The sequence below is a fragment of the Burkholderia sp. YIM B11467 genome (genome assembly GCF_052952715.1).
Window position 1 is genome coordinate 506,380 of sequence record NZ_JBQVSQ010000002.1, and the last position, 22,463, is coordinate 528,842.

A 22,463-nucleotide genomic window follows, 5' to 3' on the forward strand; every position below is an offset into this window, starting at 1 on the left:
TTCAACTTTGCCCAGATGCGACATTACAATTTTGCTCCCACACACAAATTATCGATAATTCACGTTATGTAAAATCATTCGAACCACTTATGAGATGGAGAACACTCCCATGGAACCTTCCGGCATATTTGCACCCGGTGTCAACCTGCTATCCGTTCTCGGCTGTGGGGTTCTCACCATCGCTGTCGCAACAGGTCTTACCCATCTTGTCGGCAGCATCAACAGAACCGCAGGGATCTTCGCTGAGATAGTCGGCCTGTTCGGCGGCCTCGCGATCATGTTGCAGCTCCTTCTCTGAGTGCCTTGTGGTACAGACATCTCGTATTGACATCTTTGCTTTGCTCTACGGCCAACGCATGCCTACTCGCTGCCGCCAACTACTCACGTCGAGCCCGTCCGATAGCATCGCATTGCTCTCGTCGTACAAGTCCTACTCTACGGTACTGATCGGTCGCTTACGTTCAATGGCTGCGTACGAGATCAGCGGGGTAGTACGGATTGTCACAAAAGCTGGCATCGTCGATTCCGAATAATTTCACCACCAGCGCCGCTTCGAAACACCAGTAGCCAAAGTAGCCAACGTCTTCACCGTGATGATTTTCGTACCAGGCTGCCTGGGAACTACCTTCGTACCAACCGTCAAGAAACGTCTTTACGAATTTTTCTTGCTGCTCTTGAGAACAGGCATCTAATGCTTGAAGTAAGTTCCCATATTGCGCCGGAAACTTTAATTTTCCGCCCACAGTCCGCTCTTCGCCGAGCTGGACTGCCAGGCGATCGATAAGGGCATCTTGACCTGCATTGCCTATCAGCGCGAGTACTTGGTGAACATGCGCCCTTTCCATGCCCAGGCAGACAGCAAGAGACAGCCACCAAAACCAGTCGATATAGTTATCGAAAGATAGACGTTCGTATATGACACGTGCAGGTTGTTCTTCAGGAGGCAGAGCATCGCAAAATTTCAGAATCTGTTCACGGGCTGTCAGTAATAAGACCATGTCGTCATGTAAATCGGCCAGGTCATCTCCGCGCGAATATCTCATGATTACCCGACGCAATATTCCGTCGGACTGTTGATAAGACGTAATCACTCTTCCATAAGGCGAAACAATGGCACCGGAATCCAGCCGGACCTGGGTTTCCCTCATTTGCACCGCATCAAACCCAATCCAATGATCAAAATACTCGTTCGCCTTGCGCTTGTCACGAAGCATAATCTACAATCCCTCAAAATTTCGGAATGGTCGAGCTGCGGATAACATCACCATTCGCGTCAATAAGTGTTTTTTTTATTCTGCCTGATCTGTCAACATCAAGTAGCCACTTCTCCACTTTACCATCCTGCATTGCCTTTTTAATCGCCGCAACCTCTTTGCCATCTTTCACAGCCTTATTTAATCGTTTATCAACCCATACATCATCCATCTGATTCGTGCGGTCGGCGAGATTTTTTTTAAGCGGGGCTCCTTCGAATTTCACCTCGGTTATTATATAATTAGGTGGAGGGTGCGGATTCTTGTAGACGCCATCAATTCCTGTTTCTCCAGGTTGGTAGGGTTCATCGGTTTTGCCAAGTGGTTCGTAGTCCTTGACCTTCATTCGCTCGTTGGCGGTATATTCGGCAAATGCGGCATTCCTGTGTTTTTCGATGGTTTCATTTGCGCTGGCGATTATTTTCTTTTGTCTTTCTTTTTCATTTTCAATTATTTTTAATCTATTTAAATATTCTGAGCCTCGCAGGGGGTAAACACTCCCGAACCCGTCATCGTACTCTTTGCTGCTATAATATTTCTTGAGTTCTTCGCCCTCCTTTTTAAGCAATTCTGAAATTCTCTCCTTTGCAATTTCAGCATTTTCTTTCTGTCTTCTTTCCCAGTCTGCCCTGAGGTCCTGATCTTGCGAATCCGCTGACTCGTCCTCGTGCTGTTCAGACGGATTGTCCTCGTTTTTCGGCGTTGCTTCCTGGTCCGAACCTGATTCCGAACAATTCTCCGGGCATGCATCGCCATGAATTGGGCACGTCGTCAACCCCAATACGTCCACGTAGACCAGCGGATTTGCTCCATATGCATATAAATTCACGCCACCCGATTGACCCGCTGGATCCGATTGCAAGTAGCGCGCCATCGCCGGTCGATATGATCTGAATCGGTTGTAATGCAGCGCTGTTTCGACATCGAAATAATGTCCAGGCCATCGAAGTGCGTAACCCACGCTGTTTCCTGCTGCAACCAGAACCGCTCCGTAGGGGTCGATATCCTCCGCCATCCACACTTTCCGGCGCTCGGCGTCCTCGATCCATTCCGGTACACCGACCTGATTGCAAAAAACAAAGTACGCTTGGCCCAATTCCGGTAGCGCATCTGCATACGGATAATCTATGAACATGAATGGCAGATACGCGCTCTGGCTCGCATAGACGTAGATCCGCAACTGCCCGCCAGGTCCCAATTCCGCCGCCAGCCGATCTCCGTCCCAGTAGAACTCGGTGCGGATCTTGCCCATCGTCTTGGTGACGCGCCTGCAAAGTCCGTCGTACTCCGCCTCCCAGACTTCGTCCCGATCGCTCCAACGCACCTTCACCAGCAGGTCCATGCTGTCGTAGTGCCAAGTCGTGCGCCGGCCATCTTCGGCGGTTTCCTCGGCCAGGTGGTTGCGATCGTTGTAGTAAAATGCGCCGTGCGATGCCGTCGCAAGGCGGTTGCCGTCTGTATAGCGCATCCACTGACACGTCGGCGCCGACAACAGGTTGCCGCTGCGATCGTACTCGAAGCGTCGCACGGGCCATCCGTCGTGGCTCTCGCCGATCAAGCGATGTGCGTCGTCGTAGAGATATTCCGTGGTGCCCGTTGTGTTAGCGATCACACGCCGCAGTTCGCCCATCGCGCTGTACTGATACGCAACACGGTGGCATTCTTTTGGACGCCCCTCAGGCCACACGAGTCGACCGACGCATCGACCGTGCGCATCGAACCGGCACAACACATTGGCACCATTGCCGAGGCGCAGCAAAATCTGACCATCGGAGGAGCGCTGGAGTCGGTGAGTACCTCCGACTGGAGCGTGGATGAGCACTTCACCATCGGCCTCGGCTTCGTAGCGCACCGTGAAGCGCCCGAAGTATGTCGTGCTGCGTAGCCGTCCGTCGCCATATACGTGCTCGATGCCGCGTCCGTCGCGCTTCTCCCCGGTGCGGCGGCCGTGTGCGTCATAAGTGCGCGTGACGTCGAACTTGTCCGTCGACGCTTTTGTAAAATTCCCGCGACGGTCGTACTCGTAGGTGTGCGTTTCACCGCTCGCTAGGATGCGCTTACTGTGCAGGCCGCTTTCGCCCACCTCGAAGCGCAACAGCAAGATTCCTGCCCCATCGCGCTTTTCGATTAGCCGGTCGCCCGCATCGTACGCGTAGGTCTCGCGTACCACGCCATGCCGTATAACGCTCGTAATGCGCCCCTTGTAGTCATACGCGTACGCGCTTTCGTTGCCATTCGCATCGACGATAGCCGTGATCTCTTGTTTGGGTGAATACCGGTATCGGACAACGTTGCCCAGCGGATCGGTCTCGCTCTCGCGCAGGTTCCACGATGCGATGCGGTACCGGTACTCGCGTCCGTCTTTGTCGCAGACTTGAACAATATTTCCGGCAGCATCGCGTCGGAATTGCTCAACTCCCCCTTGTTCGTCTGTACGAGCAACTACCTGCCCGCTGGCATCATGTTGTTCGCTGGGAGAAAATGCGGGCTGCTGAAATAGCGATTCCGCAACTTTCTGTATTTCTGGGGGAAGCAGAACCATATCTGTCAGCTCTGTAGGCTTGACCTCTCCCCATTGCAGACCAAGCGGCGTAACCGGTACGGTATGCGCCAATGGGTTCGGCAAGACAGGGGCTTCGTCTCTCGTCGGCCAGCGATTTCCCCATCGGTCCGTGCGTCCCGTGTTATGCCCTCGCTCGTCATAGAGCCAGCGCATGACGCGTCCGCCTGAATCGATCTCGTGAAGGATTCGACCGTCGTCGCCGGTGACGCGCTCGTTCACTCCGCCATACGGATCGACGATGCGTGTCACCGTGCGCGCCTGGTCGTACAGGAATGTCCATTTGCCGCCATCGGCACGCGTCACCACGGTGCGACCCGGCTGATAGTCGAGCGACACATGCCACAGCCCGTCCTGGCCCATGCTCTCGATGCAGCGGTCCTGGCTGTCGTATTGGTAAGAGAATGAGTAACCGTTTGCGTCCGTTTCCCGGACCATCCGACGCCGGCCGTCATACCCATGCGACATCACCGCGCCGAGGGGATTGGTAAACGCCACCAGACATCCGGTCGTGTCGTAACGGTAGTGGACGATACGTTTCACCTCCCCCTGCGGGTCCGTGAGGTAAAGCTCAACGATATGACCGCGGTCATCGTAGCCAAAGTCGATCAGTTGCCGACGAAGGTCGCGGCCTTCCTCTTGGGTGATGCGCATAAGTGCGCCGTTACGCGCATATTCCAGCGTGCTCTCGACGCCGTCCCGGATATGGTTCACAAGCCTGGCTGTGCGGTCAGCTTCGCTCGCACGCTCGAAAAACATGTCCCCGAGCCGACCGTGGCGGAGCACGAAGCGACGCCCGTCGTGCTGCTCCAGTTCATAGCCGGCGAAGACGCCTTGATAACGGCCGGCTGCATTCCGGCGAATCGGATATTCCCGGTTGAGGCTATCCACGTATATCGCCTGCGTGCGCAGCAGACGCAACTCGTGCAGAAAGCAATGCCGGAACCCGAAGCCAAGCTCTCCACCCTGCTCACTCCAGCCGCTGCAGTAGTAGCGCTCCCACTTGAAAGCGGGCGCCGAGTGCGCCTCGTAGTCGACAAACTCGTTTTCCGCGGTGCCTCTGACCACATCGACCGGATGTCCATCCTTGCAAGGACTGGCTTCCTTTTGCCTGTTCGTTATTTTGGTCTTGACCTTCTTCCCGATCCCATGCTTCGCCCCATGCCACATCATCTGCGAGTCCGGCAGCGGAAACCCGCCGATCAGCACCGTCGGATCACCCATGAGCAGCGTGCCCATACTTGGCTCGATACCGGGATCCTTGCCCATCAGATTGCTGAGCATCATGAACGCGAGATCCGCGGCAGTCTGCGCGGCCGTCATCGCGGCGGCCGCGATCTCTCCTTGCCATGCATCGTCAGCGGCAGTCGCCGCCCCTGACGCAGGCCCAACCGCCGCGTTACCAACCGACCACGCCTTACCTGCCCTCCCCAGCAACTTCGCCCGGCCAGACACCTGCGCTGCCTCGCTCGCCACCTCTTCGCTTTTCTCGGCAGCACTCGCCGCTTCACCGCCCGACTTCCCCACATGCCCCATCGGATTGCAATGCCGCGTGATGTCGATTCCCATGCGTGCCGCACGCATCCCGCCGATGAACGTATTGCTCGAGCCTGTCTGAATGTCGAAGTAAGGCGTCAGCCCGCCACAGGTAGGAGCGAAGCCGATATCCAGCACCCGGGCTGCAGGAATCCCGCCGATCAAAACACTCAAACAACCGCTGCCGATCGTCGTGCCAACGCTAGGCAGCGGAAAGCCGTTGCTCGGAGGATGACCGTGCGCATGTGGCGTGCCGAGGTGAGGAACGCCGATAGTGGCTGCCGGCATCCCCGGCATCTTGTCGAGCAGCGGGATCTGCGCGATGCCGGTGTTGAGCAACTGCGACGGCATGCCCTGCAAGGATGCAAGCGAATTTACCGCCTCGCTGACATGATGGAGCGTGCTCCCTTTCGACGAGAACGTTTCCTTGAACGGATCGAGAGTCGACTTGACCGTACCGAGCAGCGAATCGCACGCGGTGTCCGCTTTGGTTTCCGATTGCGTCGTGTGACTTTCGGACGAATCGGACGCACGCGTAAAACGAGGTTCGGATTCGCTCATTGCCTTGCCCGTTCATATCCGGCCATTGCCTCGCGCGCAGCTGCCGTAGCCGTTCCACGTAGGCGAGCCATGTATAGCGGATCCTTCTCCAGCTCGTACGCTCTCGCCTCCGTTTTCAGGCCGGCGTCTCCGTAAAGCGACACAAGTCGATCAAGGATGGCGATGCGTTGTCGTTCGCAGCCAAACTGCTCGCATAGCCCCTTCGCGGCGATCCAGCTTTTCGCGGCTTCCGCTGCCTGGCCACATGCCAGCAGGGCGACACCGCCTTTCTCCATCGCCTCGATCTTCGTATGTACGAGCATCAGCCTGCCGGCGGCGCCGCTCGCCAGATCGAAATAGGTCGCCGCCTTCGCATGCTCGCCGAGCGTGTTGCAACAGCCACCTGTCGCCATCAGCGCATTGAGCACGACCAGCAGATTCCGGCCGTCGAGCGCTGCCGGCAGCGCTCGCACGTACCAGTCCTTTGCATCGCGTGGCGATCCGTGGCGCAGTGCCACGTCACCCAAGCCGTGCAACGCGACTGCACAACCCGTTGAATCCTTCCGTTCCGCATGAAATGAGAAGAGCGCGTAATACTTGCGCTGTGCGTCGGGCAGCCTGCCGTGCGCAAGGTCGATACCGGCGATCTGCATCAACGCACCCATGCGCTGTTCGATCGGATGCGCCGCGTCGTTCGCGATGTCGACCAGATTCCGGGTTGCCTTTTCTGACGAGAAATCGACAAGAAGAATCAACACGTGCTCTGCTTTTTTCTCGCGAGCGAGCGGAATCAGGCAAGGATGCTTCCGGTCGTCGCGGATGCAGAACCGATGCCCTTCCATCCAGTCTTCAAAGCCGTTCAGTGCCAGACATTGCAGCACCAACTTCGCGAAGCCGCCAAAGTCGCCCATCGGTGACGGCAACCATGCCCAAACGACTTTCACACGTTCCGGAACCAGCGTGTGCACGTGAGCGATAGCGTCACGCAATCGCTGCACAGGCGAGCGCCTTTGATCGGTACAAGTCAGAGGCAACGGCGGCCAGCCTTTTTCACCGCGCTCGACGCGTGCATTGCTTTCGTCGTCGATTTGACGAGCAAGCGCCGCCATGCATGTCTGCAAATACGCGTCGACCGAGTCGCACGGAAACGGAAAGATCAGGAAAATCGCGTCGCCGACACGCTCGTCGAGCGATTGCATCATCTTCAGCACGGGCACGATGTCGTTGTCGGTTGCTTCGAGTAGCAACGTGGGATCGTCAGGCTGATCGATGAACGCCTCAAGCGACGATTCGATGGTGGCGAATTCGCGGTGCATGTCGTCGGGCCGCCGTTTCAGTTCAAGCGAACGTATCGGCTGCGCACCACGGTGTCCGCTTCGGTCCGGATGTCGACACCGCCCCGCCCACCTTCCAGTTCGAGTGTCTGCGCACTCAGTCTCAGCTTACCGGCGACTTCGATGTTCACGTTCCGGTTCAGCAGCGTCACGACCGGTCCGTCCGGCGATGCGCGCACCTGCAGCAACGGAGTGCCCGCCGCATCGGCGATCTGCACGCATTTGTCGGCTTCAAGCGAAAGCGCTACGGCAGGCTCGACAATCGGCTCGACCGGCTCGCCATTTCCCTTCCGCTTCAGCATTCCGGCGATCAGCGGTTCGGGCCAGTTCACCGGCGATTGCAGCAGCACACGATCGCCGATACCGGGTTTCACACCGTCCACGCATTCGAGCCAGCGTTCGCACGTTTTACCGTCTTGCCCCGACCACTTCACGCGAATGAGTCCCATCGCATCGGGATGATGCGTATCGGTCACTTCGCCGATCAATGTCGATGATTCGTGGTGTTCCGCAGACGGAGTGCGATCCGGCGTCAAATCGCTGGCGAACAGCCGACGCAGCGCATCGACCGTTTCCGCTTCGAGCGTTTCATTGACCGTCATCTGATCCGATTCGTTTTCCATCGAACGTCTCCCATGCTTCGAATGCAATCGGGCAGCCGGCAGCCCGCCGGTCGAAATCAATTGATGTGGGCGATCGTTCCCTGGATCGTCACGCCCGAACCGTCGAGCGTGACTGAACCGCCGCCGGTTGCCAGAACAATCTTTGTCGCATTGACATTGACGTTGCAGCTGTCCTTGCCGTTGTCGATATTCACCGTCGGTGCCTGAAGATTGGCCGTCGACTTGCCGGAAAGATTGAGATCGTTCTCGCCGTAAATCGTCACGCCCGGTGCATAGCCTGCAATGTTGACGCCCTTGCCGTATCCGGCGATGACCACACCGCCATCCTGGCCGCTGATCCCGACACCGGTATCGCTTGCGGTTCCGCCGATGGAGACGCCGATGTTGTCCTTGTTGATCGACACGCCGCTCTTTCCTGCACCCATGTCGATGTATTTGCCGGCTGCCAGTGAAGCGACTTTGTTGACGTCCACGGAATGGTCTCCGGCATTGACCTTTGTCACATACGACCCGGTGCCAACGACATGCGTGCTGTTCCCTTCGACAAAGACATCATGCGTGCCGGCGACCACCGCGAGGTTGTGATTGCCCTTCGTCACCGTATGCGAGCTATTGCCGTCAACGGTCACGCTGCGATTCCCGGTCACCCCATGCGTCTCATTCCCCCCGATCTGCGCAGCCTTGTGCTGCTTGATATTCACCGTCTCGTTCTGCCCCACACTCCGTTGCCGATTGTTCTTCACCTGCATCGTTTCGTCGTTCCCGACCGTATGCATATGGTTGTTCCCGACCGACAGCGAGTGATCGGCCTCCGTCTCCGCATCGAAATTCCTTTCCGCGTGCATCCACAGCTGTTCCGCGCCCTTCTTGTCCTCGAACCGGAACGCATTCGCATGCTCGGTCGTCCCACCCGGTGATGATCTCGACAGCATCCCGCTCTGCGTCGCACTCCCCGGCAAGCCCCAAGGCGGCATCTTCTCGCCGTTATAAACACGCCCGGTCACGATCGGCTCATCCGGGTCACCATTCAGGAAATCGACCACGACCTCGTCGCCCACACGCGGAATTTGCACGCCACCGAACCCACCGCCAGCCCAAGGATTCGACACCCGCACCCAGCACGACGAATCCTGATTACTCTGCCCGTACCGATCCCACCGGAACTGCAGCTTCACGCGCCCGTATTGATCGGTCCAGATTTCCTCACCGGGCGGCCCGACGACGGTGGCCGTCTGCGGCCCGTTGGTCCGTGGCCTCGGCGTCTCACGTGGCGACCGATAAGGCAAGCTTGACGGTTGCACGAGCATCATCGTCTGATGCACGACAGCCTCCGCGCCTTGATCGCTCGCATACGCGTTCTCCTGGAATCGGTACTGGCATCGCACGATCAGGTACTCGCGGTTCTGGTCGGCACGCGGGCAATGCGCAAGCGTGAACAGATAACCAGGCGCCGCCCCGCGCACATCGGTATCGGCGTTCGCGCGCTCATGTTCGGCCTGCTGTTCCTCGAGCCGCACGCGGCTGTAGTGCGCACCGGGCGCGTCGTCGCGATATCCACCGGGCCATTCGAACGACGCGAAGCTGTCGTGATCGTGGCCGCGCGGATCGACCTTCTGCGAAGAAAGATCGGCGCGCGGCTTCGTGTAGTCGTAGTCGGTGGTCTGGTGCTTGCCGACGCTCACCTCCTGCGCGGGCAGCCAGCCGTCGATGTGTTCCTCGTCGGCGATCGCGGTGCGGTCGCGCGCGATGTACGGAATCGTCTCGTAACCGGGCAGCGCGGTGTGCGACGACATCGCGTCGCTCAGCATCAGCGTATGCGTGTCCTCGGCGTGCCGGAACCAGTAATAGATGCCCTCGAACTCCATCAGCCGCGACACGAACGCGGCATCGGTCTCGTTGTACTGCACGCAAAACTCGCGCGGCACATACGATTCGACGAGGTGGTTCTCGATCGGAAAGCCGTACGTCGACAGCACCTCCTGCACGATCTCGGGCACGGTCTTGTTCTGGAAGATCCGGCAGTCGGAGCGTCGCGTCGCGAGCCACAGCCACGGGCGCACGACCAGTTCGTAGCCGTAGTACCGCTCGGCACGCCGGCCGGCAAGCGATGCGCGCGCAACGATCCCGTTGAGGTAGCGCGTCGACTGGTCCTGCTGTTCGATCCGCACCGTCACGGGCTTGCCGAGCATGTCCTTCAGCGACAGGCTGTGGCTGTCGGCGAGCGCCTCGATCCGGAATTCGAACAGCCGGCCGAGTTCGTCGCCGCCGTCGAGCGTGTGGAATTTCAGGTCGTCGCCGTGCGGGCTGTCGAGTGTGAAGACGCGATTCACGCCGCTCCCTCCTCGTCGAACCGGTAAGCGAATTCGCCGCCGGCCGCGCTCACCTCGATCGACGTCAACGCGCGCCCTTCGAGCGTGGCCTGCAGGATCGCGCGGCTGATGCGCGGCATCACGGTATGCGTGAGGATCGCGTCGACCATCCGGCCGCCGGATTCGATGGTCCGGCAACGCTCGACGATCAGCGCGGTCGCCGCGTCGGTGCAACGCAGCCGGATGCCGTGATGTGCGTCGATCCGCTTCTCGATCCGCCGCACCTGAAGTGCGACGATGCGCGCGAGCGTCGCGTCGGTGAGCGGGTAATACGGCACGACGGTCAGCCGGCCGAGCAGCGCGGCCGGAAACACGTCGAGCAGCGGCGCGCGCAACGCATCGGCAAGCGTCTGCACGCCGGGCAGACGGTCGGGATCGCGGCACAGCTGCATCACGCGATCGGCGCCGACGTTCGACGTCAGCAGGATCACGGTGTGCCGGAAATCGATGTCGCGGCCCTCGCCGTCCTCCATCCAGCCCTTGTCGAACACCTGGAAGAAAATCTCGTGCACGTCGCGGTGCGCCTTCTCGATCTCGTCGAGCAGCACGACGCTGTATGGCCGGCGGCGCACGGCCTCGGTCAGCACCCCGCCCTGGCCGTAACCGACATAACCGGGCGGCGCGCCCTTCAGCGTCGAGACGGTATGCGCCTCCTGGAACTCGCTCATGTTGATCGTGATCGCGTTGTGCTCGCCGCCGTACAGCGTGTCGGCCAGCGCGAGCGCGGTCTCGGTCTTGCCGACGCCGGACGGGCCGCACAGCAGGAACACGCCGTGCGGCTTGGTCGGATCGTCGAGCTTCGCGCGTGCGGTCTGGATCCGCTCGGCGATCAGTTCGACCGCATGCCGCTGGCCGACGACGCGTTCGCCGAGCGTATCGGCGAGCTTCAGCACCGCCTGTGTTTCGTCGCGCACCATCCGGCCGAGCGGAATGCCGGTCCAGTCGGCGACGACGGCCGCCACCGCATGCGTGTCGACGGCGGGCAGCACGAGCGGCGCATCGCCCTGCACGTCGGCCAGCGCCTGCTGCGCGGCGGCGAGGCGCGCCTGGATATCGGTGCGCGTGGCGGCGTCGAGTTCGTGCGACGGATCGTCGTCGAGCAGCGTGGCTCGGGATTCGACGATCGCCGCCAATGCATTGCGTTCGGTTTGCCAACGCGCGTCGAGTTGGTCGAGCGCGGCCTGCGCGTCCGAAATGTCGGTGTCGATCGCGTCGCGCCGCGCGGCATCGCCGGTGCCGAGCGCGCACTCGCGGCCGATCCGCTCCTGCTCGACGCGCAGGCTGTCGATGCGGCGGCGCGCATCCTCGATCGGCGCGGGCACCGCGTGCTGGCTGACGGCAACGCGCGCACAGGCCGTATCGAGCAGGCTGATCGCCTTGTCCGGCAACTGCCGGGCGGGGATGTAGCGATGCGACAGCGTGACGGCGGCCTGCAGCGCGTCGTCGAGCACGAGCACGCGGTGATGGGCTTCGAGCTTCGCGGCGAGGCCGCGCAGCATCGTCAGCGCGGCCGTCTCTTCCGGCTCGTGAACGTGGACCAGTTGGAAGCGCCGCGTTAGCGCGGGGTCTTTCTCGATGTACTGCTTGTACTCGGACCACGTGGTCGCGCCGATCGTGCGCAGCAGGCCGCGCGCGAGCGCGGGCTTCAGCAGGTTCGCGGCGTCGCCGGTGCCGGCCGCCCCGCCCGCGCCGACGAGCGTATGCACTTCGTCGATGAACAGGATCGCCGGCCGCTCGGACGACATCGCTTCGTCGATGACGCCCCGCAGCCGGCTTTCGAACTCGCCCTTCACGCTCGCGCCGGCCTGCAGCAGCCCGATGTCGAGCAGGTACAGCGCGACGTCGCGCAGCGACGGCGGCACGTCGCCGGCCGCGATCCGCAGCGCGAAACCTTCCGCGACAGCCGTCTTGCCGACGCCGGCCTCGCCGACCAGCAGCGGGTTGTTCTGCCGGCGCCGCAGCAGGATGTCGACGATCTGGCGGATCTCGGCGTCGCGACCGACGACCGGGTCGATCTCGCCGGCCCGCGCGCGGGCGGTCAGGTCGACGGCAAAGCGCGCGAGCGCCGAGCCATCGGCGGCCGCTGCTCCGCGTACGGCCGCGTCACCTCCCGTGATGGCAGATCCAGCCGATTGCGCCTCCGGCGAACCGTCGACGATCGATTCGAGTTGATCTGCGAGCACATCCGGCACGATGCGCTCGAATTCGCGCGTGATCGCCACCAGCACGTTGCGCAACTGCGGCGTCTTCAGGATCGCGAGCAGCAGCACCGCACCGCGAATGCGGGTCGCGTCGTATTTCAGCGTGGCATAAACCCACGCGCGTTCGACCGAGTCGTCGATATGCACGGACAGGTCCGACACCGATCCCGCGCCGCGCGGCAGCCGGTCGAGCGCCGCGACGAGCCCGCGGTCGATGGTCGCCGCATCGATCTCGAAGTGGCGCAGCACGCGCTGCAGGTCGCCGTCGGGCCGCTGCAGCATCTGCTTGAACCAGTGCGCGAGTTCGACATACGGATTGCCGCGCAGCCGGCAGAATCCGGTCGCCTGCTCGAGCGTCTCGTAGAGGAACGGATTCAGTTTTCCGAACAGGTTGACGCGGCCGATATCGGACATGACGGTTCCCGGTTAGGCGGTTTCGCGATGAAGGGCCGTGGCGCCGCCCCGCACGTCGTAGCGGACGACGAGGTCGCGCGCGGGGCCCGGTTCGAGCCGCTGCCCGAGCCACGCGGTGCGACCGATACCCTGCGGTTTGCCGAGCGCGATGGCGGGCACCGCGTCGGCCGCCAGTTCGAGCTGCACGTCCCAGTCGAACTCGATGCCGACGTATTCGCGCACCCATAACGCGAGCTGCCGCGCGTGCGGCCCACCCGGCAGGAAACGGCGGTACGCATCGAGCGAGAGCGGGCCGAGCACGATCCGGAAGCGCGACTGTGCATCGCGTACCGCGACGCCGAGCGCGACGGCGCCGACGCGCAACGTCGGCCGTGTCGCGCGGATCGTGCAGCGCTGCGAGCGCTCGATCGCGACCCATTGCGGCACGTGCTCGACGATGCGCGCCTCGACGCCGAAATGCCGGCGCAGGATCTGCACGAGCCCTTCCGGGTTGCGCGTGTGCCGCACGAGATGGCCCGCATGGAAATAACGCGCATGCGGCGCGAGCGTGTCGCCATCGGCACCCGTACCGGCACCGGCGTGCACGGCCGGCCTGTCGCCGTTCGCCGTGCGCCCGATCAGGCTCGCGACATAACCGTCGAACCGTGCGCGCTCCGGACGATCGAGGCTCACCGTCGGCTGCGCATCGGCCCACGCGCGGTAGAACAGCAGGATCAGCCGGTGATGAAACAGGTCCGCGAACGCGGCGAACGTCGGGTCGTCGTGCTGGGCCGCGCGCTCGTGCGCGTATTCGGTCAGATGCGTCGGCAGCGGCCCGTTCGGCCCGAACAGCCCGAAACCGTGGATCGCGATGCGCGGCGGCGCGGCGCCGTTCTCGTACACGCCGGCCAGCATCGACGCCGCGAACGCGAGCGACGGCTGCTGCCCGAGCCGCACCGCTTCGTCGCGCGGCCGCGCGGCATGGCCGAGCGGTGCGTGCCCTGGCGACAGCGCGTCGAGCCAGCGCAGCGCCTGGAACAGGTCATAACCGTGCGGCGCGGCCCGCAACCGCGCCCACCATGCGTCGCGGCGGGCGGTTTCGGTGGCCGGCGGCGCGCCGGGAGACGTGTCACGCTTCATATCGCGGGCCGCCTGCCGATGCGCGCCGGCCAGTGCGCGAGCGTGCCGCGCTGTACGCTGGTCAGCACGCATTCGGCGAACGCGTTGATCGATACGTGACGCGCGAAGAACTGTTCGAGCACCGCGCCGAGCAGGAACGGACTGTCGCCGGAGAACGCATGGTCGTCGACAGTCACGTTGACCTGCACGCCGCGCCCGAACATCAGCGGCCCGGACGCCGGTAGCAGCCGGAATACGGGCGAGAACGCGACGCGCTGCACGCCGTCGATCTGCCGGCGCATCGCGGCGTCGGCCGGATCGGCGTGCAGGCCGAGCAGTTCGCGCAGCGCATGCGCGCCCTCGTCGTCGTCGAGATCGGTCAGCGTGTGCCGCGCGAGCCCGAGATGGCGAATCAGCCGCCACGCGGTTTGCGCATCGGCGATCGGCGGGCGTGGCCGCGACGGGCCGCGAATCGCGACGATGCGCTCGACGGGCGCCGATACGCGCAGCGTGAACGTGTTCGCGTCGCCGGGCGGCTGCAGCAGCACGAGATCGCGATTGGTGCACAGCGTGTCGGCGGACAGATAGCGCATCGTCTCGTCGTACGGCGCGCACTGGCTGTCGACGAGCGACACGTAGGTCTCGCTGCCGACATAACCGGTGCGCGTGCCGTTTGCGCGTGCCTGCGCGGACACCAGCCGCGGCTCGCGCCGCACCGTGTAGTACGCGCCGTGATTACCGTTATCGCCCGCGAACGACGCGTGAAACGGCCTGAATTCGCGCGACTGGCCGTCGTCGCGCTGCTCGCTCGCGAGCCGTTGCACCGCATAGACTTCATGGTCGAGCGGCCGGCTGCGATCGACGACGACATGATGTTCGCGCGCGCCCGGCTGTAGCGGAATGCGGTCGGCGCGGCGTGCAAACAGGTTCACGGCCGGCGTGCAGTTCAGCGCGAGATGGCGTGCATCGACGGCCGCTTCGAGCGCCGCATCGTGACGGTCGAACAGCACGGTCAGCTCGCACTCGTCGCCGGTCGCACGCGCCAGCGCGGCGCGCAACCCGCCGATGCTGAAGAACAGGAAGCGCGCCGGAAACGCGAAATACTCGCGCAACAGCCGGTAACCGTGGAAGCTGCGGCCGTCATCGGGGAGGATCGCTTGTGCCGGATCGAAACCCTCGTGGACGATCTCATCGGCGTCGAGCGTATGCAGCCAGCGCGGCGGCTGCCCCGGGTCGTGGCACACGGCGCCGAGCGCATGCGCGGCGATCAGTTCGAGCAGATGCAGCGCGTCGCGCTCGGGGCCGGCGAGATGGAACGTCAGCCGGTCGAGCGGCAATTGCGAGAGCCTGGCGCCGCCGCGCGCCTTCAGCCGGATGCGCAGCGCGCCGCGGACGTCCTGGCGCGCCGCGACGGCGCCGCGCGGCAGCCATGACGGCGCGCCGGTGACGGTCGCATCGGTCAGTTCGAGCGGCCACAGCGTCAGGTCGTGCGCGGTGCGGAATTCGCACGCGGTCTGCTCGGACGCGGCCGGCCGCGCGCGCAGCGCGGTGCCGGCCGGCAGCCGCCAGCCCTGCGCGAGGCTGCCTTCGTTCATCATCGGCGCGAACCGCACGATCGCCATCGACGGCAACGGCGCGATATAGCCGGGATACACGGCGTCGAGCAGCGCCTGCGTGAAGCGCGGGAATTCGGCGTCCATCTTCAGCTGCACGCGCGCGGTGAGGAAGCTGAAGCCTTCGAGCAGTCGTTCGACGTAGGGGTCGGGCGGTCCCGATTCGTGCAGCCGCAGCCGCGCGGCGACCTTCGGGAACTGTTGCGCGAATTCGCCGCCGAGCTCGCGCAGGTACGCGAGTTCGCGGTTGTAGTAGTCGAGCAGGCGCGTATCCATCGCGTCAGGCTCCCGCCACGGATTGCAGCGACATCGCGCCCGTCTCGAGATCGAGGTCGGAGCGCAGCACGAATTCGAGCGGATGCGGGATCGACCACAGCGTGCCGCGGATCTCGAACAGCAGCACGTTGTGGCGCCGTTCGCCGGCCCGGCCGCCCGGCGCGTCGAGCACGCTGCGGACCTCGACGCTGTCGGGTGCGATGCGCGGCTCGAAACGGACGATCGCGTCGCGGATCGACGCCTCGACCGACATCCGCTCGACGCCCGACATCGGTTTGCCGACGAGCGGCCGCATGCCATAGTTGAGCACCGACGCCTGCGCATGCGCGAACGCCGACCAGTCGACGAAGCCGTCCTCGGCGTTGCGCGTGTTGAGCAGCCACGCGAGATCGCGCAGCACGGCCGCACGCAGCCGCTCGGTGCCGATCCATTGCGCGCCGGGTGCTTCGGCCGTGCGCTGCGGCGCATCGTCGGTGAGCCGGTCGAGCAGCGCGGGCTGCAGCCGGTCGCGCAGGCTGCCCTCCCGGCCGTCGCGGGTTCGCGGGTCGTCCATGGTCGTCTCCGTGCGGGTTCGACCCGTCACATCTCGGTGTTTTCCTTGATGTTCCAGCCGACCGTCACCTCGGCGCCCTTGCCGCCGTTGTCGTTCTGCTGCCAGTACTGCTTCTTCACCTTCGCGGCCTGGAAGCCGTAGTGCATCATCAGCCGGTCGGCGACGTCGCCCGGGTCGATACCCGCGACCTGCGCGGACGTGACGAGCACTTCCTGCAGCGTCACGCGCATGAATTCGACTTGCGTGCCGCCTGTCTTGCACGCCGAAATCTCGACCGAAGAAAGATGCTTGCCGTTCGCGCAGTTCTTGATGATCGCGGGCGCGCCCTTGTCCATGTACGCGGCGACGACGAGATCGTTGAAGCTCGCCTTGCCCGCGTTGCCACCGCTGCCGCTTGCCATCGCGCCTGGCTGGCTCGCGCCCCACGTGAACGACTGGATGTCGGTCCAGCCCTTGTGCTGCGCGTCGGCCGATTCGCCGGTCACGCCGTCCACCTTCATAAACATTGCCACGCCCATTGCCGTCTCCGTTTCGGTGCGATGTCAGGTTGAATGCCGGTTGCCGTTCACTCGTTTGCCGCCTTCGCGGTCGGCAGCCGCGAGATGAGCCGCAGCGACACGGTGAGCCCTTCGAGCTGGTAGTGCGGTCTCAGGAAGAATTTCGACGTGTAGTAGCCGGGGTTGTCCTCGACCTCGTCGACGACCACCTGCGCGGCCGCGAGCGGTTTGCGCGCCTTGGTTTCCTGCGACGAGTTCACGGGGTCGCCGTCGACGTAGTTCATGATCCAGTCGTTCAGCCAGCGCTCCATGTCGTCGCGTTCGCGGAACGAGCCGATCTTGTCGCGCACGATGCACTTCAGGTAATGCGCGAAGCGGCAGCACGCGAACAGGTACGGCAGGCGGCCGGACAGCCGCGCGTTCGCGGTCGCGTCGGGATCGTGATACTCGGCCGGCTGATACAGCGACTGCGCGCCGATGAACGCCGCGAAATCCGAGTTCTTCCGGTGCACGAACGGCATGAAGCCGTTCTTCGCGAGCTCGGCCTCGCGGCGGTCGCTGATCGCGATCTCGGTCGGGCATTTCTGGTCGACGCCGCCGTCGTCGGTCGGGAACGTATGGCTCGGCAGCCCTTCGACCGCCCCGCCCGATTCGACGCCGCGGATCGACGAACACCACCCGTACTGCTTGAACGAGCGGTTGATGTTCGCGGCCATCGCGTAGGCCGAATTCGCCCACGTATAACGGTCGTGGTTCGCGGCGTCGGTGTCTTCCTCGAAGTCGAATTCGTCGACCGGGTTGGTGCGCGCGCCATACGGCAGCCGCGCGAGAAAACGCGGCATCGCGAGGCCGACGTAGCGCGAATCCTCCGACTGCCGCAGGCTGCGCCACGCCGCGTATTCGGTGTTCTGGAAGATCTTCGTCAGGTCGCGCGGGTTCGACAGCTCCTGCCACGAATCCATCTGCATCAGCTCCGGCGACGCGCCGGCGATGAACGGCGCGTGCGCGGCCGCCGCGATCTTCGACAGCTCGCCGAGCATCTCGACGTCGGGCGGGCTGTGGTTGAAATGGAAATCGCCGACCAGGCAGCCGAACGGTTCGCCGCCGAACTGCCCGTATTCTTCCTCGTAGATCTTGCGGAACAGCGGGCTCTGGTCCCACGCGACGCCCTTGTAGCGCTTCAGCATCCGCGCGACCTCGTTGCGCGACGCGGGCAGCGCCTTGATCTTCAGCAGCTCGTCGGTCTCGGTGTGTGTGACGAGGTAATGCAGGCCGCGCCAGGCGCCCTCGAGCGTCTGGAACTCGTCGTGATGGAGGATCTGGTTGATCTGCTCGGACAGCTTCCGGTCGATCTCCGCGATGATCTGCTTCACGCTGCCGTACGCGTCGGTCGTCATGCCGACCGTATGTTCGAGCGCCTGCTGCGCAAGCGTGCGGACCGCGCGCTCGACCGACTCGCGTGCCTCGGCGGTCTTCGGCTTGAATTCCTTTTGCAGCAGCGCGGCGAATTCGTCGTGCGCGACGGCCGGCTGCGCGGCGTCACGCGCGTCGGCGCGGGATTGGACGGGGTCATTCATCGCGGGCCTCCGGTTGGGTCGAGTCGCGGCGCTGCGCCGGCTCGGGCGGTTCGCGCACGAGCGTCTTCAGCAGGTCGGGATCGTTGATCGCGCGCTCGATCAGCTGTTCGGCGCCGTGCTTGCCGTCCATGTACGACAGCAGGTTCGACAGCTCGGTGCGCGCTTCCAGCAGCCGGCGCAGCGCGTCGACGTTGCGCGCGATCGCGGCCGGCGAGAAATCGTCGATCTGCTCGAACGTCATGTCGACGTTGAGCATCCCTTCGCCCGTCAGCGTGTTCGGCACCTGGAACGCGACACGCGGCGCGACCGACTTCATCCGCTCGTCGAAGTTGTCGACGTCGATCTCGAGAAACTTGCGCTCGGGCAGGTCCGGCAGCGGCTCGGCACGCTTGCCCGCCAGGTCCGAAATCACGCCCATCACGAACGGCAGCTGCACCTTGCGCTCGGCGCCGTAGGTCTCGACGTCGTACTCGATCTGCACGCGCGGCGCCCGATTGCGCGCGATGAACTTCTGTCCGCTGCCTGCCGCCTTGGTTCTGTCCGTCATCGTCTACTCCTTCGCATCGATCAGGTTACGCAGTCCGTGGTCGCCGCCGGTGTGGCGGCCCCTTTCGTTCGTTTGGTTCGTTTCATTCGCTTCGCTCGCCGCTCAGCAGGTCCAGCTTCGGCAAACTCTCCGGCGCGAGATCGCGGATGATTTCGTAGAAGTCGAGCGCGAGCAGCCGCTGTGCGCGCCGCAGCAGCAGCGGCGCCGGATGGCTCGGCTCGTGCAGTTCGAAATAGCGGCACATCTTGTCGAGGCCGAGCCGCACGTCGTCGCGGCTCGTGACGTCGGCATCGCGCCACGCATGGCCGTTCGGTATCGCCGCCGGCGCGGGTTGTGCGCCACCCGCCTGCAACGCGTCGCCGGATGCCGCCTGCAGCGCGGACACCGCGCCGTCCGGCGCACCCGGTCGCGGCTCGGGCCGCGGCACCTCGCGCACGATCCGCTGCAACGCCTTCTCCGCATCGCCTTCATCGGGCGCCCATTCACGGCCGAGCTTGTCCGTCACGCACACGCGGATCGCATCCAGCGCGTGCAACGTGGCGCGCGCCGCGTCGAGCGGTGTCGTACCGTCGTCGCGCGCGGCCGACAGCGCGGCGACCAGGCTGTCGCGGCTGCCTGCCACGGAGCTGCCCGCTTCGTCGCGGCCGTCGAGCAGCCGCTCGGCGTCGCGTACGCTCGGGCCGCCGTCGAACAGCGGCTGGCGGCGCGCCGCACGCGCGCAGTCGTGCGCGCCGGCCACATCGGCGAGCGCGTTCATCCGGGGCGTCGGGTCGGGTTCGCCGTCCGCGTCGAGCCGCGGATGCAGGTCGTCCCACCGGCGCTCGAGCAGGTTCGCGACGACCGCGAGCGCGTCCGCATAGCCGGGAACGCCGTGCTGCTCGGTCCAGCTGCGCGCGAGATACGCGACGACGCGCAGGTCCTTCGTGCGCGCGGACAGCGCAAGCGCGAGCCGCTCGACCGCGCGCCAGTCGGGCGCCTCGGCCGGGATCACGGTGTCGCCGTACTGCTGCTCGGCGCGCGGCGTCGCACGCTCCTGCAATTGCAGGAACTCGGCGTCGTATTCGAGGTTCGCGCCGCACGGTGCATCGGGCGCGACGTCCGCGAGCAGCCCGTCGATCAGGTCGGCGCGCGGCGTTGCCCACGGTACGCCGCGCGACCCGGGAGCAAACGCGGCGGCGGCCAGCGCCGCCTGGCTGATGTCATTCGAATGCATAGTCGATGTTGATCGGTTTGCTGCCGAAATCGACCGCCAGCGTGCGGCGCATCGGCGGCAGCGAGCCGTTGCGGATCTCGATCTGGTACACGCCCGGCGTCAGCGATACCGAGCGCAGCGGCGGGCTCGCGCCGCGCCGTGCGCCGTTCACGTAGACGTCGCCCCACGGCCGCACGCTGAAGCGCACCTGGACGGTTTCCTGCGTCTTCGGCGGACGTGGCTCGGCAGGCAGCACGTTCACGGCAGCGATGGTCGTGTCGGTTTCCGGTGGTGGCGGCGGATTCGGCGCCGGGGCTGGCGTCGTGGTCGACCGCGCGGCGACTTCCGACGGCGGCACATTGACGACGCGCTCCGACGCGTCGAGGCTACCGGCCGGCGCGATGGTCGAACGGGAGCCGGCTTGCGACGGGGCCGGGTTCGTGACGGTGGTCGCGACCTGCGGCGCGGCGGCAGCGGCTTCGACGGCTGGCGTGCTGGCCGGTGCGGCGGCGACGGGCGGCGGCGGAACCTGTTCCGACGATCCGGCCGGCAGGCTCGACGGCGGCACGACGGTCGGCGTTGGTCCGCGCTGGGCCAGCGCGGCGTCCGGCGCGCTCGCGGGCAATGACGTGCCGGCCAGCGGCTGGCTCGCGCCGGGTGACGCCTCGTCGGCGACGCGGGCGGGACGCGACAGATAGGTCGCGGCGAGCCCGATGGCGATCAACGCGACGAGTGCGCTACCGACGTAGACGGGAATGCGGCGGTTGCGTGCGGGGCCGGGTCGAATGCCGGACGGTGTGGATGCGCCGCCCGACGATGATGCCGATGCGGCGGGATGCGGCGCGGTCGCGCTGGCAGCACCGGCATTCGGGCTCGTATTCCCGGCATCCGCTGCACCACGCTTTCCGATGTCGGCGTCGGCGCTTGCCGATCGCGTACCGGCCGCGGATGGTTCCTTTGCGCGCTCGCTTTCACTGCTGCCGGGTCCAACGGACCCGACCGGCTGCGCCGCACGCACTGCCGACGCTGCCATCGTTCCCGCAGCCGCAAGCGCGGCGCCTTGCGCGGCCGCCGTCGATGCCGATGGCGCACCGGACACCGCAGACGAAACAGATGCGGTCTCCGCCGGCACCGACACATCGTCCGCCCGCCCGGGTCGCGACGACTGCACGTCCGACGTAGCCCTACCCTCGCCGATAGCTGCCGCAGCACCAGCCGACGCGGTGCCGGCCGCTGGGGAAGCATCGCCCTTCCCGTCCCCGCCGCTGCCCGCATCGCCCACCGGCACGACCGCCGCGCCATATCCCCCACCCGTCCGGTCGAAATCCCGCAATCCGAGTTCCGCCGCGAACGCCGCGACCGATTCCGGCCGATCCGGAATCCGCAACTGCAGCGCATGATCGACCGCCGCGAGGAACGCCGGGCTGTACACCTCGCCGGCCGGCAACTCGCGCGATGCGAGCGGCCGGTACGTATCCTTGATGCTGCGCACGACGGCCGCGGGCGGCAGTTCGCCGGTAATCATCGCGTGCATCACCGCGCCGAGTGCATAGAGATCGGTCCACGGCCCCTGGCTGAACGCGGGGTCGTCGGTGTACTGCTCGATCGGCGCGTAACCGGGCTTGATCATCATCGCGCCGTCGTCGACGAGATCGCCGATCCGTTTGCGCGCTGCACCGAAGTCGAGCAGGATCGCGCTGCCGTTCGGGCGGATCAGCACGTTGTCGAGCGCGACGTCGCGATGGAAGCACTGCGCGCGATGCAGCGTGTCGAGCGCGCCGAGCAGCGCGGCGACGATGTTACGCAACTGCGTCTCGCTGATCCGCATGCCGCCGTCGAGCAGTTGCTTGAGCGTGCGCCCTTCGTAGAACGGCATCACCATGTATGCGGTGCCGTGGCTTTCCCAGAAGTGCAGGACCTTGACGAGCCCCGGATGGTCGAATTGCGCGAGCAGGCGCGCTTCGTTGAGGAACGCGCCGCGCCCCGCGTCGAACGCTTGCGCGAACCGCTCGGAACGCAGCGACACCGTGTAATCGCCGCCGCGCGTCGCGAGCATCGACGGCATGTACTCCTTGATCGCGACCGCGCGCCGCAACGTGCGGTCGAACGCGCGATAGACGATCCCGAAACCACCGATCCCCAGCACCTCGTCGAGCTGCAGTTCGCCCAGGCGATGGCCGAGCGGCAGCGGCCGCACCGTGAATTCGGATGCGTCGCCGCGTGTCGCGGTGTCGTGCTCGTTGTCTCTCGATCCTGGGTCCTTCATCTCCACCACCTCTC

15 protein-coding genes are annotated in these 22,463 nt (G+C 64.4%); 1 reads left to right on the forward strand and 14 read right to left on the reverse strand.

Annotation, left to right across the window (positions count from 1 at the left end; translation table 11 throughout):
• Nucleotides 1–109 precede the first annotated feature (109 nt).
• On the forward strand, nt 110–298 hold the full coding sequence (locus ACTRWB_RS09445) for a hypothetical protein (RefSeq protein ID WP_446901705.1): 189 nt from the start codon (nt 110–112) through the stop codon (nt 296–298).
• Nucleotides 299–461: 163 nt separating this feature from the next.
• Here the strand turns inward: ACTRWB_RS09445 and ACTRWB_RS09450 are convergent, their stop codons facing one another.
• The 14 genes from ACTRWB_RS09450 to ACTRWB_RS09515 form a co-directional block, all read right to left on the reverse strand.
• Complete coding sequence (locus ACTRWB_RS09450; RefSeq protein WP_446901706.1) at nt 462–1,214, reverse strand: PoNe immunity protein domain-containing protein; 753 nt, start codon at nt 1,212–1,214, stop codon at nt 462–464.
• Between the two features lie 13 nt (nt 1,215–1,227).
• The gene (locus tag ACTRWB_RS09455) at nt 1,228–5,910 is read right to left on the reverse strand and encodes an RHS repeat-associated core domain-containing protein (protein WP_446901707.1); all 4,683 of its coding nucleotides are present in this window, start codon (nt 5,908–5,910) and stop codon (nt 1,228–1,230) included.
• On the reverse strand, nt 5,907–7,205 hold the full coding sequence (locus ACTRWB_RS09460) for a hypothetical protein (protein WP_446901708.1): 1,299 nt from the start codon (nt 7,203–7,205) through the stop codon (nt 5,907–5,909). The genes ACTRWB_RS09455 and ACTRWB_RS09460 overlap by 4 nt, the downstream gene beginning before the upstream one ends.
• 17 nt (nt 7,206–7,222) lie before the next feature.
• Nucleotides 7,223–7,846 (reverse strand): hypothetical protein, encoded by a 624-nt coding sequence (locus ACTRWB_RS09465; RefSeq protein ID WP_419689426.1) that lies wholly within the window; start codon nt 7,844–7,846, stop codon nt 7,223–7,225.
• Nucleotides 7,847–7,902: 56 nt separating this feature from the next.
• Nucleotides 7,903–10,176, reverse strand: a complete 2,274-nt coding sequence (gene tssI, locus ACTRWB_RS09470) for a type VI secretion system tip protein TssI/VgrG (protein ID WP_446901709.1) — start codon at nt 10,174–10,176, stop codon at nt 7,903–7,905.
• Nucleotides 10,173–12,830, reverse strand: a complete 2,658-nt coding sequence (gene tssH / locus ACTRWB_RS09475) for a type VI secretion system ATPase TssH (RefSeq protein ID WP_446901710.1) — start codon at nt 12,828–12,830, stop codon at nt 10,173–10,175. The genes tssI and tssH overlap by 4 nt, the downstream gene beginning before the upstream one ends.
• Before the next feature lie 12 nt (nt 12,831–12,842).
• Nucleotides 12,843–14,021, reverse strand: a complete 1,179-nt coding sequence (gene tssG, locus ACTRWB_RS09480) for a type VI secretion system baseplate subunit TssG (protein ID WP_446901711.1) — start codon at nt 14,019–14,021, stop codon at nt 12,843–12,845.
• Nucleotides 13,946–15,817: a type VI secretion system baseplate subunit TssF gene (gene tssF, locus ACTRWB_RS09485; RefSeq protein WP_446901712.1), complete on the reverse strand. Its 1,872-nt coding sequence runs from the start codon at nt 15,815–15,817 to the stop codon at nt 13,946–13,948. Before tssF ends, tssG begins: the two co-directional genes overlap by 76 nt.
• Before the next feature lie 4 nt (nt 15,818–15,821).
• Nucleotides 15,822–16,370, reverse strand: coding sequence for a type VI secretion system baseplate subunit TssE (tssE, locus tag ACTRWB_RS09490; RefSeq protein WP_412024538.1), 549 nt, complete (start codon nt 16,368–16,370; stop codon nt 15,822–15,824).
• 26 nt (nt 16,371–16,396) lie between these two features.
• On the reverse strand, nt 16,397–16,888 hold the full coding sequence (locus tag ACTRWB_RS09495; protein WP_027791618.1) for an Hcp family type VI secretion system effector: 492 nt from the start codon (nt 16,886–16,888) through the stop codon (nt 16,397–16,399).
• A 47-nt stretch (nt 16,889–16,935) separates the two neighbouring features.
• Nucleotides 16,936–18,444 carry a type VI secretion system contractile sheath large subunit gene (tssC, locus tag ACTRWB_RS09500; protein WP_419689420.1) on the reverse strand — a complete coding sequence of 503 codons (1,509 nt, stop codon included), beginning with the start codon at nt 18,442–18,444 and terminating at the stop codon, nt 16,936–16,938.
• Entirely contained in the window at nt 18,437–18,991 is a 555-nt protein-coding gene (gene tssB, locus ACTRWB_RS09505; protein WP_193100533.1) for a type VI secretion system contractile sheath small subunit, read from the reverse strand. The genes tssC and tssB overlap by 8 nt, the downstream gene beginning before the upstream one ends.
• 82 nt (nt 18,992–19,073) lie before the next feature.
• A complete protein-coding gene (gene tssA, locus ACTRWB_RS09510; RefSeq protein WP_446901713.1) occupies nt 19,074–20,204 on the reverse strand; it encodes a type VI secretion system protein TssA in 1,131 nt (376 codons plus the stop codon).
• Entirely contained in the window at nt 20,191–22,449 is a 2,259-nt protein-coding gene (locus ACTRWB_RS09515) for a serine/threonine protein kinase (RefSeq protein WP_446901714.1), read from the reverse strand. Before ACTRWB_RS09515 ends, tssA begins: the two co-directional genes overlap by 14 nt.
• Nucleotides 22,450–22,463 lie beyond the last annotated feature (14 nt).